Annotated in this window: 13 protein-coding genes; 6 read left to right on the top strand and 7 right to left on the bottom strand. The window is 39.4% G+C overall.

Features of this window, described 5'->3' with window-relative positions; genetic code table 11:
* Positions 1-80: 80 nt before the first annotated feature.
* Genes KCG35_RS02555 through KCG35_RS02545 form a run of 3 tightly spaced genes read right to left on the bottom strand, consistent with a single transcriptional unit; the run spans position 81 to position 2,071 of the window.
* Positions 81-959, bottom strand: a complete 879-nt coding sequence (locus KCG35_RS02555; RefSeq protein ID WP_215818095.1) for a hydrolase 1, exosortase A system-associated — start codon at positions 957-959, stop codon at positions 81-83.
* A complete protein-coding gene (locus KCG35_RS02550; RefSeq protein WP_215818094.1) occupies positions 956-1,795 on the bottom strand; it encodes a hydrolase 2, exosortase A system-associated in 840 nt (279 codons plus the stop codon). The genes KCG35_RS02555 and KCG35_RS02550 overlap by 4 nt, the downstream gene beginning before the upstream one ends.
* A gap of 30 nt (positions 1,796-1,825) precedes the next feature.
* The gene (locus KCG35_RS02545; protein ID WP_215818093.1) at positions 1,826-2,071 is read right to left on the bottom strand and encodes an acyl carrier protein; all 246 of its coding nucleotides are present in this window, start codon (positions 2,069-2,071) and stop codon (positions 1,826-1,828) included.
* Positions 2,072-2,447: 376 nt separating this feature from the next.
* Here KCG35_RS02545 and KCG35_RS02540 point away from each other — a divergent pair, with 376 nt between their 5' ends.
* Both KCG35_RS02540 and KCG35_RS02535 read left to right on the top strand, forming a co-directional pair.
* The gene (locus KCG35_RS02540; protein WP_215818092.1) at positions 2,448-3,128 is read left to right on the top strand and encodes a hypothetical protein; all 681 of its coding nucleotides are present in this window, start codon (positions 2,448-2,450) and stop codon (positions 3,126-3,128) included.
* 223 nt (positions 3,129-3,351) lie between these two features.
* Positions 3,352-3,969 (top strand): tetratricopeptide repeat protein, encoded by a 618-nt coding sequence (locus KCG35_RS02535; protein WP_215818091.1) that lies wholly within the window; start codon positions 3,352-3,354, stop codon positions 3,967-3,969.
* A 75-nt stretch (positions 3,970-4,044) separates the two neighbouring features.
* Here KCG35_RS02535 and KCG35_RS02530 read toward each other — a convergent pair whose 3' ends face one another.
* Complete coding sequence (locus tag KCG35_RS02530; RefSeq protein WP_215818090.1) at positions 4,045-5,106, bottom strand: GNAT family N-acetyltransferase; 1,062 nt, start codon at positions 5,104-5,106, stop codon at positions 4,045-4,047.
* A 981-nt stretch (positions 5,107-6,087) separates the two neighbouring features.
* Between KCG35_RS02530 and KCG35_RS02525 the strand changes: the two genes are divergently transcribed.
* Together KCG35_RS02525 and KCG35_RS02520 are read left to right on the top strand one after the other, a co-directional pair.
* Positions 6,088-6,768 (top strand): tetratricopeptide repeat protein, encoded by a 681-nt coding sequence (locus KCG35_RS02525; RefSeq protein WP_215818089.1) that lies wholly within the window; start codon positions 6,088-6,090, stop codon positions 6,766-6,768.
* Between the two features lie 601 nt (positions 6,769-7,369).
* Positions 7,370-9,205 (top strand): asparagine synthetase B family protein, encoded by a 1,836-nt coding sequence (locus tag KCG35_RS02520; protein ID WP_215818088.1) that lies wholly within the window; start codon positions 7,370-7,372, stop codon positions 9,203-9,205.
* Between the two features lie 91 nt (positions 9,206-9,296).
* On the opposite strand, the gene KCG35_RS02515 is transcribed toward KCG35_RS02520, so the two are convergent.
* Genes KCG35_RS02515 through KCG35_RS02505 form a run of 3 tightly spaced genes read right to left on the bottom strand, consistent with a single transcriptional unit; the run spans position 9,297 to position 12,822 of the window.
* Positions 9,297-10,268 (bottom strand): polysaccharide deacetylase family protein, encoded by a 972-nt coding sequence (locus KCG35_RS02515; protein WP_215818087.1) that lies wholly within the window; start codon positions 10,266-10,268, stop codon positions 9,297-9,299.
* A gap of 56 nt (positions 10,269-10,324) precedes the next feature.
* Positions 10,325-11,638: a putative O-glycosylation ligase, exosortase A system-associated gene (locus KCG35_RS02510; protein ID WP_215818086.1), complete on the bottom strand. Its 1,314-nt coding sequence runs from the start codon at positions 11,636-11,638 to the stop codon at positions 10,325-10,327.
* Positions 11,639-11,691: 53 nt separating this feature from the next.
* A complete protein-coding gene (locus tag KCG35_RS02505; protein WP_215818085.1) occupies positions 11,692-12,822 on the bottom strand; it encodes a sugar-transfer associated ATP-grasp domain-containing protein in 1,131 nt (376 codons plus the stop codon).
* Between the two features lie 831 nt (positions 12,823-13,653).
* Between KCG35_RS02505 and KCG35_RS02500 the strand changes: the two genes are divergently transcribed.
* Positions 13,654-15,084, top strand: a complete 1,431-nt coding sequence (locus KCG35_RS02500) for a lipopolysaccharide biosynthesis protein (RefSeq protein WP_215818084.1) — start codon at positions 13,654-13,656, stop codon at positions 15,082-15,084.
* Positions 15,085-15,097: 13 nt separating this feature from the next.
* The gene (locus tag KCG35_RS02495) at positions 15,098-16,798 is read left to right on the top strand and encodes a GNAT family N-acetyltransferase (RefSeq protein WP_215818083.1); all 1,701 of its coding nucleotides are present in this window, start codon (positions 15,098-15,100) and stop codon (positions 16,796-16,798) included.
* Positions 16,799-16,804 lie beyond the last annotated feature (6 nt).

Genomic DNA, 16,804 nt, shown 5'->3' with positions numbered 1-16,804 from the left:
AACCCTTATAGAATTAAGGGCTAGCATGAGGAGTTAGAAGAGGTTAATCAGCCTTTGATCAAAATAAGTCTCAACCAGCATTACCAAGACTTCAACCAGGCAAGTGTTTTCTCAGCCACTTCATCTCGCCAGGAAGCAGAGGAGAAAGTATGGGTAGCACCACTGACCTCATAACGCTCAACGTGATGTTGATTAATCACTTGTTTCCAAGGGCTAGAAGCATTTAATAATTCACGAAATTCATCAGCGGTTAAATCATTACCACTAAGAATTATTAAGATTTCCCCTTTAAAGCGCTCAAGTCCCAGTCTCATTCCTGTCACAAAGTCAACTGCAGCCTCAGAATGACCACTACTTTTTTGCTTGCTGGGTTGGGGTGACTGTTCAGGAAATAAGACTTGTTTTACATTGTCCCACAAGTCACTGAAAGCTTGTGTAAAACCAAATTTTCCTGAAAACACTTTTCGCCAAAGATCAGGGTTTATCAATCTCGCTAAATAGTAATTTTTGACATAAACTTTGGCCAGGCTGGCCTCAGAACGTACCCAAGGATTAAGCAGTACTAATCCAGCAATACGCTTATCCTGAAAACCATACAGCAATGCTGCAGAGGCTGCGTCACATAACCCCCAGAGCACAATGTCCTTTAAATGGGGTACCTGTTGATAGAAAACATCGATAGCTGCTTGAATGTCGTCATTGATATATTCAAAGCCAGGACGTGAACCTTCACTATCACCTAAACCCCGATAATCAAAGCGCATTACAGGTATACCCGCCGCAGCTAAATAGCGTGCTAATAACACAAATTGCCGGTGGCTTCCTACCCGGGTTTGAGGTCCTCCCACAATGATGAGAACCCCACGTGAAACGCGTTCATCAGCTGTTTTATGCACAATCCCCATCAAGCGTTGTTGATGGCAGGTAAAAATAACAGGAACTTCACTACTCACACTCATACAACTGCCTGCTCCTTAACCCGCGAAACCCACTGTAGTGATAGAGCAACAATATCAGGCACATCAACCAATTCTTGAGTTGCCCAAAATGGTTCACAAACCATTGTCTGTAAATCAATATCAATAGCTTGTTTTCGCCAAATGTCCACTACTTTACGCGTAGCTGGTGCAGCATCAGCCTGTTCATCCCTAACCACATCAATCCAACCAACTGTTGTCTCTGTGCCTGGTATAAGTGCTGACAAGTCTAAGCCTTCCAAATCATTGAGTAATGAGACAGGTAAGTTATAACCTGCGACCTCTAACGTTCCCTCTTTAGCGATGATGTCCTTTAACTGCTGAACGGTCTGACGCTGGGCATCACTTCTTACCATACTTGCAGCCAACCTGAGCCTAAGAAACTGCTGCATAAACTGTTTACCATTAGTTACAGGCTGCCAAGCAAGTAATCGAGCAACAGGGCACTCAACATGCTTTATCATCCAATCAACTGCGATAGGAACACCTAACCGGAGCCCCCAGAGCATAACCGGAAGCTGTGTATCACCTTGAGTCAAATGATTATATGCAGCTAATAAGTTCGATCGCCATAAAGACAAGTCGGCTTCTTCCAAAAGTCCCTGACTATCTCCACATCCATGGAAGTCAAATACCAACACTTGCCATCCTGCCTCAGCCAATGCTCGCGCCTGCATAGAGATCATATGCCGAGATTTATTCATTTCCTCAGCAAATGGCGGAACACATAAAACATGCCCAACAACTGTTGTAGGCTTGTAGCATACTGAAAATAAATCACCTGACTCAGCAGGAATAAATGCCGGTATAATATCCATGATGCTTGATTTATAATACCTGGGAAAATATCAGAGTTTTTGTTGCACAAACTGAGTTAAAGAGCCCAGCGTTTCAAACACCTCAGCGCTTATCTCATCATCATCGACCATAAATCCAAAATGCTCTTCCAAGGCAGTAATCACAGACACTACTGCCATAGAATCAAATTCAGGAATTGCGCCTAACAAAGGTGTATTTTCATCGGCAGCCGCCAACTGCTGATCGAGTTGCAATTGGGATGCTAATAACTGTTTGACCTCGTTTAAAACATCCATTCACTGTGCTCCATTGAACTTACCAACATATACTTAAACTAACGTATACTTACAGACTAACTATACTAGTTATACGTCTGTTCATTATAAACTAGCGTACTTTTAGCACGATGTACTTAAGTACCCCTATTAAAAATGACCGTGGTACTCCATTTGCTTTATCAAGGATACAGTCAGTACTAACTGATGCTTTGAAAATAAAGCATTGCGACAGGATAGATGGCCTTTCTGTTGCTAAAGCATTACACCCTAGTGAAGCATGTGCTTCTTTAGTCGCAGGATTACATGTCAAGATATAAGTTAGATAATAACACACTCCTGTGTAAAAACGTGCCTTACCATGGCAAACCCTTGCTATTAATGACCAGGATGGGATATGTACAGCAAATTTCAGCTTTTAGTCCATGAATTAGGTTGGCTAAATGCATTTCTTTATAGTATCCACCGCGGTATCAATAAGCTTCACCGCCGCTGTAGAATTATTAAATACTACCTCTACAGCCAACCTATAAGCACCAAAGCTCTCCTTCCCGAGAGCAGAGGAAAACAGTTTATTATTCAAGAAATCACCGCTTCAGATCAACAGCACTGGCCAGACTTCCCCTGTCCAGAGCGTGTCGTACATTATCGTTTCAATCAACATGCTCGATGCTTTGCAGCCTATAAAAATAATCAATTTCAAGGCTATATTTGGTATACCCCCGGTACCTACCAGGAAGATGAAGTACGATGTTTTTTTGAGCCACTTCCATCAAAAACTTCAGTGTGGGATTTTGATGTTTATATCGTTCCTCATGCCCGCATGAGTTTAGCATTTCCCAAACTATGGGATACCTTATGCGCTCATCACAGAAGCAATAATGTAAAATGGACGTTAAGTCGTATTTCAGCCTTCAACAAAGAATCAATATGCGCCCATGAACGGCTTGGCGCAAAACGGGTTGGTTCTGCAACGTTTATTTGTGTAGGCAAATGTCAATTAATGCTATCCAGTCACGCACCGTGGATTTATATTTCTTTTAAACAAGGTCCAAGACTACGTGTATCAGCTAGTTAACTACAAGGACACAAGGTAAACACAGAAAAACTATTCGCTAAGAGATTTAATGTGTTATTTTAAACTCATAATCACATGCGATATCTGTGGTGCTGTAGTAACGCCCTCTGCTAATGAACCTAAGGAAAGAGGTATTTGTAAGAATTCTTACAAATGAGTAGTAGATGCTTACCAGATATTGCCCATTAACTGTGTAATCCAATACTCAGAGGGCATAACCACTATGCGCATCATTGTGTTTATCATTTATGCGGCTTTTATTACTCCAATAACAGCATTTGGCAAGGCTGACTGTGGTAGTTTAGAAAACCATTATGGTCCCTATGACTATACCAATCCCATCCATGTCAAAAAACGCTTGCCGATTGTCGAGCGCCATCACTTCAGCTCTGATGTCGAGTTTTTAAAGCAAGGGATTACAGGTGATGCAATGGGTGATGTAACCTACACACTAAGAGCATTTCCTAACCATCACCGAGCATTATTCACTGCGATTCGTTACTACACACAAAAAAATCGGCCGAAAACGACTCACAACTATTTGACTGCTGAGTGTTTCTTTGATCGCGCTATTCGCTTTAAACCAAGTGATGGAACAGTGTATATGCTTTACGGTATTTATCTACACCGCCTTAAAAAATACGATGAAGCCCTCAAGTCTTATGAAACTGCTTTGAAGCTAAGCACGAATAAAGCTGAAGTACATTACAATATGGGCCTGCTTTATGCTGACATGCAACAATATAACAATGCACTTGCTCATGCCCATGAAGCTTATGAACTTGGCTATCCACTGCAAGGCCTAAAAAACCGACTAGTACGTGCTAACGCCTGGCGATAAGCTGTTTGTAAACATAGAACAGATACAGGCGAGTAATTTTTGTCATGAGCGGAGCATTGACTCCGCCATAATTTTTTATCTGCTTTTTATCAAACTGGCGACTTTTTGTTTACCTGCCATAACCATTCCTTTTATCGTCTTCATATTAAATGCTTCTACTCCTTGAATTTTCTCTACTTCGGTCATCCAATCCCGCTTATAAGCTTCACTACCAATGCCATAGTCGATGAGTGTCACCTTATCTACATCAATCGTGTGCTTAAACATAAAATGAGAAAGTATTGAACCTACAGAGTAAATTTTATAGTTTTCATCATAGGCCAGTTTGTAAATAATCGATGTCGACTGAAATGTAATCCACAATTGCGCCGCAACGGGCTGTTGGTCAATAGATAAAATGCCTAACCGTAAAATACCCAATTCCGCACAAAGTTGGATAAAACTCGGCATGAAATCAGGAAATGGCTCAGGTTTTTTCCAGCTTTGATTATATACAGTAACAAAATCATTAATCCCTTGTTCAAGCTCTTCTCCATCTATAATCAGTTTTATTTCATAGTTATGTTCTTTTGCCAGCTTTTTTTCTTTACGTTTAATTGTATTACGTAACTTGGAAGAAAGACTTTGATAATAAGTAAAAAAATCTTCACCGTTTAATTTTAAAAACCAATTTTCATACTGAAAATATGTATTAATATAAAACTGCTGTGCTTTTAATGCTTTTACAAACCATGTCGTTGCCTGATCTTGTGCTTGAGTCAACATTAAGTCAATTTCTTGCCAGCGTGGCTGTTCTTGTGCGATATGCTCAGCCAAGGACAAAATAGCTTGCTGAGCAAGATTATTTTGCAAAACAACTGTTCCATAAGTTAATGAGTAAAAGTTTGTCATACTCCTTAATATTCTGTTCGAGGGTTGAGCAAGACAAAATAATGCAACCACCGGCCGTTGATCACTATCTACTACAAAATAAAAACGTGGCTCTTCCGTTTCATGCACCAAAGCATTATTGAACAAATTTTCAAACCATTCCCAAGAGTAGAACAATGAGCTAGACGAAGTACGAAAAGAGGTTGACTCACGTAAGCTAGAGGGAACAGCATCAAATGCTGAAAAAACCTGAACTGTAAAACTCATAAATTACTACTCAATTACTAACAAGACGAAAGATACTTACTAACAGCTTTTATACTTTTTCATAACATACAATAACGCATTCACAATGCCAGCTTTACCATTAACAGCTTTATTGAATACATAACAGCAATCTCATCATTCTAATTAATTTAGCTGATCACCCGTAATTTACCAACAACACCAAACTAGCACTTTGTTACCATTCACATTATTAATACTAACCAATTCATCTTTGCTAATGAAAAAATCCTCACCCAAACAAGAATCTCATCACAAAATTTCAGTACTCAACTCGATCCAAAAATATTATTTGGGATAATTTACGACAAGACAGATATGTATTTCGAAAATACTCAAGATTTATTGAGCGAAGTTAATCAAAGAACAGCGTTCTAAACAAAAAGCTATAAATTCAGCTTCGCTGAATTTCCTTAAACAAGCACATACAACAGCAACATAACCATTAATATAGCACTGTTATACGCCCATAGCCTCAACACTTATCGAAATATATATTAACTCGACAGTCTTTACTTTATTTTTGCAGCCCAAAAATTATTATTAACAGTTTTTATAAAAAAAATATAGAACATACACATTTATAAGTTTTCCTTAAAAAAATTGGAGGTAAAATTTCACAAACCTAATTAACACACACCAAAACCAGACATAAAACAAAATATTCTTAAATAATAAAAACAACCCATAAGTTAAGGATATCTCTAAAAATAGTGTTTTTTTTATAAGAGCAAGTAAGTACTACACAGAGGACCAAAGTGTATAAGGAATACATGAAGGACTAAACAGTTACTACATGTTTAGCGATAGCCTCAATTATGTATTAATGCTAGCAGGGCCATGAGTACAGCACAGACACAGCTATCACAGAAAAAGTGCATTTTTAGAGGTGCCCTTAAGATTCACAAAACTATCTCGTTTATTTGAGGGAAGAGCCCTTTTTACAGGCTAAGGACAATCAATATGATTAAAAAAAGAGAAACCATTATTAATGTTTTATTTATCTTTATTGGCTATAACAGTATTTTGAGCAGTAGTATTATGGCTTCGTCATTCTGTGGTGATCTTAAAAATTTCTATGGCCCATTTGATTATACAAACCCGAAACACTACCAAGAAAACTTATCTATTGTTGAGCAATATCACTTTAATGATAATATCGAATATCTTCAGGGCGGAATGTCAAGTAATATTATGGGTGACCTTACCTACACTTTACGTGCTTTTCCCAATCATCATCGCGCCTTATTTACCGTAATTCGATATTACACATTACTGAATACTAGACATAGAGAAAAGCGTTACTGGAGTGCAGAATGTTTTCTAGAAAGAGCACTTAAGTTCAAACCTGACGATGGTATTGTCCATATGCTCTATGGCATTTATTTACACAAAAAGGGAAAATATACAGAAGCCCTTAAAAAATACCAAACAGCACTGAAATATGAACCTAACAATGCTGAACTTCATTATAATATCGGTTTATTATACTTAAAATTAAAACAGTACGATAAAGCTTATGGTCATGCCCAACAAGCCTATACTAAAAATTATCCATTGCAAGGCTTAAAAAACCAGTTATTAAATATCAATTTAGGAGGAACAACAGAAACTGTTAGCTATAAAGGGAAGCAAACTGACTAATTTATATGGGCAATAAAATCCATAGCAGCGATCAAATCACCTATTACACCAAAACTCACATCAATCCATTCTTTTTAAAACGAGTATACCTAAGAGCAAGGAAGCTTAAATTTTAACCAGCACTACTTTCTAATCGTCCAGCTTCTTCTTAATACAACTTTTACGCAGACTCATACCAGCCTGCCAGTAAAACCTATATACTTTTCATCATTAAACACCAGCTTAGTCATTCCATACAACTAGTAAGCCTAAGGAAAGCAATCACTATTTATCAGTATTGGTCAATAAACAGAAAAAATCTGATAACTCTATACACTGCAAAGATTTTTTCCAGGGATTCATGCATGATATCCCACAACGGAAGATATAGTACGTTACTGATGCGCTCAGTGCTTCACAGCATTGATATAAATTTGGCGCATTCTATAGTAAGCCTACAATGCATGTCATTTTATAAACATGTGTAAATCTTGGGAAAACACTATAATCTAGCGTTTAAAGGAACAGCAAACCTCTACACTGAGGTATCGTTGTCAGATGCTTTAACACTTGCAACAGTCGTTTTTTTGAACACAAAAATGTCACGAATGAAGGATAAGCCATGATTCCATTTTGTGGTTGGATACAAGAAAATGTGCCACTCAATGCCAACGAAGCTGACAACCTCTTACACCATATGCTAGGCACTGATCCCAGTGAACGACAGTTAGGCACACATCATGCGGTAGCCGTTAACCAAACAGATCACTGCTTTTTTGTTCAAGACAGTAACACGACAGTACTCGTCGGTGGTTATCCTCGGTGGAATGATGAACAACTAGCGCTTCATGCCTCCAAATCCTCACATGCACTTACCCTACAGCATGCCTACCAACGCGACGGTATTGCCTGTCTACATCGCTTGCAAGGACAATTTTATTTCCTAATAATCGACCACACCCAGCAAGCAACTTATTTGGGTACAGACAAAATTGGCAGTCAACCCGTTTATTATCAGTGGCAGCCAGAACAACATTTATTGGCATTTGGCTCCAGTGCAGCAATGGTAAAACGCCACCCTCATTCCAATTGCCAATTATCTGAGCAGGCTATTTTCAATTACCTATATTTCCATATGATTCCAAGTCCAGGCACAGTATACAAAGACACCTGGAAGCTAGAACCCGCTCAATATATCAAAATACAAAATGGTCAGTTATCACACCACACTTACTGGCTTCCCGATTTCAGTGATTACACAAGTTTTAATGATGATGAGTTAGGTAATTTAGTATATGACACCCTGCGCAGCTCAGTACTCAGGGCCAGTGAACAACCTAACCCAGGTGCATTTTTAAGTGGAGGGCTTGATAGCTCAACGGTAGCAGGCTTTTTTAGCCAGGTTAGTGCCAATCCCGTAAAAACATTCTCTATCGGCTTTCCTGTTGCCGCCTACAATGAAATTGATTACGCGCGTATTGCCTCAAAGCATTTCAAAACGGAGCAACATGAGTATTTCATTCAACCGGAAGATATTCTGGCGGCTTATGACCTCATCATCGGTGCACTGGATGAACCTTTTGGTAACTCTTCAGTGTTACCCGCCTATTTTTGTGCAAAACTTGCTAAAGAAAATGGCGTTTCAACCATGCTTGCAGGTGATGGTGGTGATGAAATTTTTGCTGGAAATACCCGTTATCAAAAACAAATAATTTTTGAAAACTACCAAAAAGTACCATCGCTTGCCCGACAAAAGTTTCTAGAACCCATTCTTATGCGTGGCGTTTTTTCACGTTTACCACTTGCTAGTAAAGCTCAAAGTTACATTAAGCAAGCACTTACTCCACTTCCCGACCGGCTTGAGACCTATAACTTTTTACACCAACATCCAGCCAGTGAAGTGTTTTCTGCCGAGTTTTTACAAAAAGTTGATATTGAAGCCCCAATTAACCACCTACGGGATGTTTACCATAGACCTAAACAAGGCGACTATATCAACCGCATGTTATATCTGGATTGGAAGCGTACCCTAGCAGATAATGACTTACCCAAAGTAAATCGCATGTGCCATCTTGCGGGTGTAGATGTTGTGTACCCAATGCTAGATGATGACTTGATTGCCCTCACTTGCAGTATTCCTTCCCATAAAAAAGTTAACTTTCAAAAGCTGCGCTACATCTATAAGCACGCTATGCGTAACTTTTTACCTGAAGCGATCATCAATAAATCCAAACATGGCTTTGGTTTACCCTTTGGTATTTGGACCAAAGAGCATAAACCTTTACAAGAATATGCATACCAATCTTTAGACTACGTTGAATCACTTGGATTTTTCCGACCAGAATTCATAGCCAATGCTAAGCACATGCATCAACATCAGCATAGTGATTATTATGGCGAATTAATTTGGCTTTTAATGACACTCGGCCAGTGGTGTAAGAAACATTTACAAGAATAAATCCTGGGCCGTTCTTTCGAAATAAATAAAAAAGTAACTTGATTACACACCTTAATCATGACTGTGTAATCAAGCCGCTTTTTACATAGTTTTAAACCACTTCAGGTAACGTATTACGGTAGTTTAAGACATGCCGTAACATAAACTTTCCTGAAGAAGTATCCCAAGGTGTGAATCGAGCCAACTGATAGCTATCAGCTTCAGGAGAAGAAACACCCCATGCAGTGGAAACAGCACACTCATAGCCTAATTTTTTTACTATATTGACATGTGTCGTTAGATAATCCTTGCCCGGTTTACCATTCGGGTAAGCAAATACTCTCAGAGGCTCACCAAGAATACTCTCCAAATAGGCTTTATTATTAGTAATTTCTTGTTCAGCTGCAGATTCAGAAAGACTGGCAAGAATTGGATGACTACAAGTATGGCCACCAATATCCATTCCCTGCTGCTTCATATGACACAATTGATCGACAGTCATCATCAAATTATCAGGTGCTTCTACTTGCGCCTGCTGAAGTACATACTCCACTTTTTCAGTACGCTCAGCATGAGGTAAATAGATTAGTTTACCTAACAAATAGTTTGCAGTGCACTCTTTATTATCTTTGGTATCAATGGCAAGAGGACGCTCAGTAATATCCGTAAGCGTTAACTCATTTAGAGGGGACTGAAAAACGGCTTCAAGCACTTTATCATTCCACATACAACCACCGTTTAAAAAGTCCGAGGCAATAAAAAATGTTGCAGGCAACTGCCACTTTTTAAGTATAGGTAATGCAACCTCACAATTATCAGCATACCCATCATCAAAGGTAATACAAACAGCTCGAGGTGGTAGCGAATTACTTTTTAAAGACTGAACAGCATCGGCTAGAGGCAATACATTAAAGTACTTAGCCATTAGTCCCATTTGCTGGTCAAAAAGTTGTGCATCAACTTCTAAACCAATACGATTAAAGGGTTCAGGATGCACTCGGTGATAAATAAGAATTGCGAGTTTACTCTGTTGATCTGTCCGTGAAAGCCATGTTCCTAATGTTTTTAAACCTTGCATAACCATCAGACGAAACTTCCCAGCCAGATAATTCATTGAATTGTTAAATTATTTTACATAATTTATTGCTCCCAGCGCCATTTTACCTTTGTTGAGCCTGTTGGTTCATTTTGTTTTACAACTTCCTCTTTAACTGTTTTGGGTTCAGCTAAAGCTTGTTCAACACAAACACGCGTTAAAACAAGTAATGCAACCATATGATAAGGCAAATCAAAGTATGCTAACCCTAAAAAGGCGCCACCCGTAGCATATGCTACCAAACCAACCTGCAACATCCGCGCCAAATTTAGTGCCCATACCAAATCTTCTCGATCCTTCGTATTTTTAATAATCCAGCTACCTGTTCGCCAGGCTAAAAAGAATAATAATAGAAATATAAACAGCCCTATAAATCCTTGTTCTCCCAGTACCTCAAAATAAATACTGTGCGCATCAAATACCCGTGTCGGATCTGAGTAAACCGCAAATACTTCCTCTTTCCATGGTCCATAACCTCCCGCCGTAATTCGGTCTTTTGCCAAATTAAACGCCATTGTCCAAGCACTGATTCTTCCTAATGCAGACTCATCTTGTTCATATGTTTGAATTGTTGACATACGCTCAAAATATTTGCCTGGCATAGCCATTAAAATCACAGCTATCGCAAGCACTGCAGCGAGACCTATTGGCAGTTTATTTGGACTTTTTAACCAAAAGAAAAACATCATCGCCATCGCCCCTAAAAAGGCGCCACGCGAATAAGTTGTAATAATAGAAATTCCAATGAGCAGCATCGCTCCCAACAAGGCTCGCTTGATCCACTTATTATCAACTGTCATTTGCATGTAGCGAAACATGGGCAAAACCATTAGCAAGGCCAGACCCAACTCATTATTTCCCTCAAAATAAGATCCTGGTGGTCCCCATACTCGGAAATTTAAACCACTGAGAATCGAAAATACTCCACCCTTAATACCAAAAAAACCAACTGAAAGCGCAATAACCCAAACCAGCGTCTTAATACGCTCTTGGTTATTAATCAAAATTAACGTTAATATTGTAAAAAACTGTATTTTTATGACACGGATATACTCAATTTTTGCATCTTCAGGATAAAGCGCAAAAAACGTTGTAATCGACATCCAAATAACAAAAATAATTAAAGTGATAGTAACAGGCGTCACTGGAAATTTTTTCGTTTCTTTGGAAGTCACAAAAGAAATGACCGTTAACACGGCTATTAACATGGCATATGGAAAACTATAACTAAATCCCCAGCTTAACCGGTGAGGATTCATATAACTAATCCATGACCAAAAATAGACACCGATATGAGGATTCATCAGAATTTTTGGAATCCCCACAAGCACAATCAATAGTACAAGTATATCACGCATTTTGCCTGTGTTTTCCTTAGCTGTGGCAGTCGTCCTGCAAAAATCTTAACCACTCAGTGAAGATGAAAACCAATTCTTTTTTCCAAATGATGCTTACACATATAATCATATAACGTTGTACTTAACAGACCACGACTTGCCGTTGCCTGCCAATGCAAATCAAACAGTGAGTTTGCCTCTATTACAACAGGACCTTTGTCAGTCAGCGCCACATCCCAGGCCAAAATGCCATTGAAATGAACACATCGTGATGCCCGGCGCACAAGGGATAACGTCTCTTGCCAATCAGGTAATTGAAAACCTTCAACAGCCAGCCCACTACTCTCATGAATCGCTTGTGGTTGTGCAATACCATTCAGACGTACTGAGCCATGCTGTAAGCGCCCTGTTGCTAGCTCTACTGCAGCTGACATATTACCTAACGATGTGTTATCCGCAACCTGGTCAGCCGATGCAAGACGCATCATTGCAGCATGAATACAAACATCTTCATCATAGCTACTGATTATTCTTGCAGTATGTAAAACATTGGGCGCAAATTTCGCCAACACTTGGTGTGGGTTAAGTCGCTCTTCAATCAAATAAGTATCTAAATGGGGCTGAGCCTGAAAATGCGCGAGTATCTCAGGTAAAGAAATCTCCCCTTGTGGTAACTTCTGCCAACGCCCAGGTTCTATCTTTTCTCCCAAGCTTAAAACCCCCACACCTCGGGTACCCGCTACTGGCTTTATAAAAAGATTATCCAAATCACGCTGCATTAACCATTTTTCTAACTGCTGCGGCGTTCTTAATAATTGTCCATCATCACTCAATCCTTTGGGACCATAGGTTCCATACACACGAGCAACAGGAATCTGGGAAGCACGCAAAAAATGAGAAAAGATCAGTTTATTCTCTGTCAGGAATTTATAATGCTCAGGAGAAACAGGGGCAACCCATCGCCAGCGTTCATGACATCCCATATATGTCAGTTTTTCAGCCCAACTGACTTCTGGCCTAAACAGGCCATACAAATAGTAGTCATCTGCTGTAATACCATTCACAAACATTAACTTGCACTGTTGCCACCAATGTCGATACCATGTTCCACCAACAAGAGCGCGCTTTTGTTTATGCACTTCAACATCATGCATAGCTTGTCGAAGTAAAGACAATGACCGGGAAACAAATTTAATAATTATCACACATTACTCCATTGTCTATTACCTGATCACCTTCATTCCACACGTTTTAATACCTAACTGTCACAATTTTCGCACGCAATTCAAATAAAAACTTTTTGTGAAACTGTATAAGCACAAACGAATAGTCTGTGATAACACTATATTGAAGGAAGGAGAATATAGCTTATATCATCCCTAAAAAGTCAACGTTAAGTGTTATTACCTTCACAAAATCAACGAAAGTCCTGTTTTTGTGAAATAATGACAGTAGAGAAACTCATTACATATCCACCCTGACATAAACAAATATAATGCAGTGTAAAAGGTTTCGCGAATAGGTTACTAGAGGTCGTATACCAAGGTATGTATAAAACCAACCTGAACTATATCCATATAACATGCTAGTAGAAGGTGGCTTTATATACATATAACGTCGTGTATCATAATGACAATATGAAGTTTTTGAGACAAATAAAGTGGTCACAAAAAACACGCCCTGCTCCTAGGCAAGAAAAACTATGAGAAACCGCCGCTAGAGCAGGCTGAGAACAAACTGTTATAATTGCAACAACAAAATACTGGGCGAGCTTAGCTACCTGCCAATAAGCAACAATACTGCTCAATTACAGTGACAGACCTCACAACAAATAGCAGGACTACACTTAAGGGAATAACAAAAAACCCCCTTTTTTTCATATAATGCGCTGCTTTTCTCCAACAAAGTAGGCGATGAACGCCCAAATTGAGCGTTAAATTTATACGCTTAACAATAGGTTGTAGATTTATTAGAGGACCATTAGCTAGATGGATGCTTCCACAGTTAGTAAACGAATGTTTTCAGGGGCAGTTTGGATGGTTTGCCTCAAACTGAGTGTTCGTGCAATAGGGTTAGTCAGTACTGTAATCCTTGCACGTTTATTAATTCCAGCAGACTTTGGTCTGGTTGCCCTTGCCATGAGCTTTTACGCCATTTTGGATGTATTAACGACATTCAACTTTGATATGGCGCTTATTCAAAACCAAAAAGCTTCACGCGATGACTACAATGCAGCCTGGACCATGAACCTGCTGATGACTATTGGGATCGCGATCATCCTACTCTCCAGCATGTCTTATGTTTCGGCTTTATTTAACGAACCGAGACTTATGTATGTTTTTCCTATGATGGCGATCATGTCTTTTCTCGAAGGGCTCACGAATATTGGCGTTGTTGATTTTCGGAAGGAACTCGAGCTCCGTAAAGAATTCAAATACGAAGTTAGTAAGAAAATCTTAGCATTTATTGTCACTGTAAGCGCAGCAGTTTACTTTCGATCGTATTGGGCACTATTAACAGGCATGGTTATTGGTCAGCTTGGAGGCACTACCCTTAGCTATATCATGCATCCCTTTCGACCAAAACTCAGCTTAAAAGGTGCTTCAACGCTACTGCATTTTTCTAAATGGCTATTAATGAACAATGTCTTATTTTTTGTTAACACTCGTCTTATGAATCTCATCATTGGTAGCTATTATCCATCTAAAGTGTTAGGTCATGTTTCTGTTATTAAAGATATTGCAGAAATGACCACGGCGGAGCTGGTTTGGCCTATTCAACGAGCCCTTTTTCCTGGCTACTCCAAACTGACTAACAATCCAACAGCGCTAGTCAATAACTTTTTAGGAAGCCTGTCCGTTATTTCGTTTGTGGGTGTTCCACTGGCAGTGATGATTGCTTTCTTCAATGAATACGTGGTGTATATCATTCTTGGCGATCAATGGCTCGAGGCGGCCTGGATGCTGCGAATTATGTGTTTAGCTGGAGCCTTCAACCTGATTGGTGCTGCAACGGCGTCAGTTTTTTTTGCTACAGGACGCCCACAAGTAGTCTCAATGATTGCGCTCTTTTTAGCCACTATTCGCCTTCCTATTTTCTTTTACTTTATAGCCAATAAAGAACTGGAAGCTGCGTTATACACATTACTTGTCACGTCTGCGTTACGAACATGCGTTAGTTTGACCACAATTGGCAGAATACATGCTATTCCACTATTAAAAATGTTAGCGCCAATTGGACGAACCTTTCTCGCAGCCTCCATTACAATGTTTGCTATAGTAACACTCACTCAGTGGTTCCCATTAAAAGAACAACTCCTTCTTGACTTAATCAGTGTCATTGGCATGGGACTGTTATGTACTGTTATTTATTTAATCATGCACTACCTGTTTTGGTTTATTTTTTCCAAACCAAAAGGTGCAGAAACTATCATCCTGAATTTTGTTAAAAGTAAATTAAACCACTAGCAATGGACCTGACATGGATCTTAAACACGCATCGGCTCAACATGCCTGGCAGCTTATCAATGACCCAGAATTTTTCCAGCAGTGGCAAAATCTTTACGCGCTCAATGACTATGCGACACCTTATCAAGCACCCGAATATATAAAACCATGGTACAAGCACTATACCCATAGCTATACGCCACTCATTGTTTATCATCGTGAGCATGATCAATTACAAGCAATTATCTGTCTTGCTATCAGTAACCAACACATTGTGGCGGCGGGTAGCCATCAAGCAGAATACCAAGGCTGGCTTTGCCAAGAACAATGTGCTACAGATTTTTTTCAAAAATTATTGGATTTGCTCGATCACCATTATGCTGAGCATGCTTTACACCTTAAATATTTGCCTGCTGAGCTAGTGACCGATCAGCTTCAGCATATTGCAGATAAAAATCGCATACAGCTTACATCACACCAGCGACCATTAAATTCATTAGACCCGACAACCATTGCCCAATCGTTAAAAAAGAAAAGCAACAAAAGTCGTATAAATCGCCTGAAAAGACAAGGTGATTTACATTTTGCTCGAGTAACAGCACCAGAAGAACAAATCGCTTTACTTAAACAAATGATCCCCTTATATGACTTTCGTCAAGGTGCTGCTAACCAAAGCTTTCCTTTTTTTGACGACCATGCCAAACATGACTTTCACCAAACGCTTTGCCAACAACACAACCACTTATTACACTTGACTGGACTGTGGATTAACAATGAATTAGTTGCAGCACATCTGGGCTTTATTCACAATAAAAAAGTTCATTTGGCAATTTTTTGTTATTCCCCATTTTACAGCACACACTCTCCAGGCAAAATTCACTTACTAATGCTATGTGAATTGTTAGCACAAGAAGGCATCACCTGCTTTGATTTAACACCAGGTGGAGACCCTTGGAAAAACCGCTTTGCAAACACTTTCGATACTGTTTATGAACTCTACCGTTATCGAAACCAGCGAGACAAACAGATTGCCGCCTATCTAGATAAAGGCCTAGGGCACGTAAAACAAGGACTTGCGCGCTTCAACATTACACCTAACCAGGCAAAGGAAACGATCAATAAAATTCGCCGTGCTGCATCGCCAGCCATCATTACAAAAGTCAAACAGCATTTGCTGCAAGATACTGAGCTTCGTATTTATCAATTAACAGAAGATACTGGGGCGGAACTGACTGAAGCACCTTTTAAAACAAACGACCTTGATGACTTATTAAAATATGTGCCTTGCTATAGCTGGCAAGATCGCTATCGCTTTACAAGAGAGGCCTTACAACGCATAGAGCAAGGAGAAATTCCTTATACGTATGCTGATCAATCTACTTTACTGTCTTATGCCTGGTTAATTCCGAATGCTAAACAAGCCTTTTTCAATGAAGTACAGCAGGGAATGTTTTTCCCTCCTCAATCAGCTGTGCTGTATGACTCTTACACTCATCCTCCGGCTCGAGGACAAGGGCTACACCAATTAAGTATGCAACAACGAATTCACGATGCATTCTCTATTCATCATGCTAAACAATTATTCATTGTTGTTACCGCAACGAATAATGTTTCTCGACATGTGATTGAAAAATACGGATTTGAGTATATTGGCTCACTGTATTATCACCGTCGTTTTAATAAAGAAGAAAAAATTAACCGTTTACCGAGCATTTACCATTCACAACCGGTGTAACACAAT

The sequence above is a fragment of the Zooshikella harenae genome (assembly GCF_018837975.1).
Taxonomy (GTDB): domain Bacteria; phylum Pseudomonadota; class Gammaproteobacteria; order Pseudomonadales; family Zooshikellaceae; genus Zooshikella; species Zooshikella harenae.
This window is presented reverse-complemented; position numbering and strand designations above follow the sequence as displayed.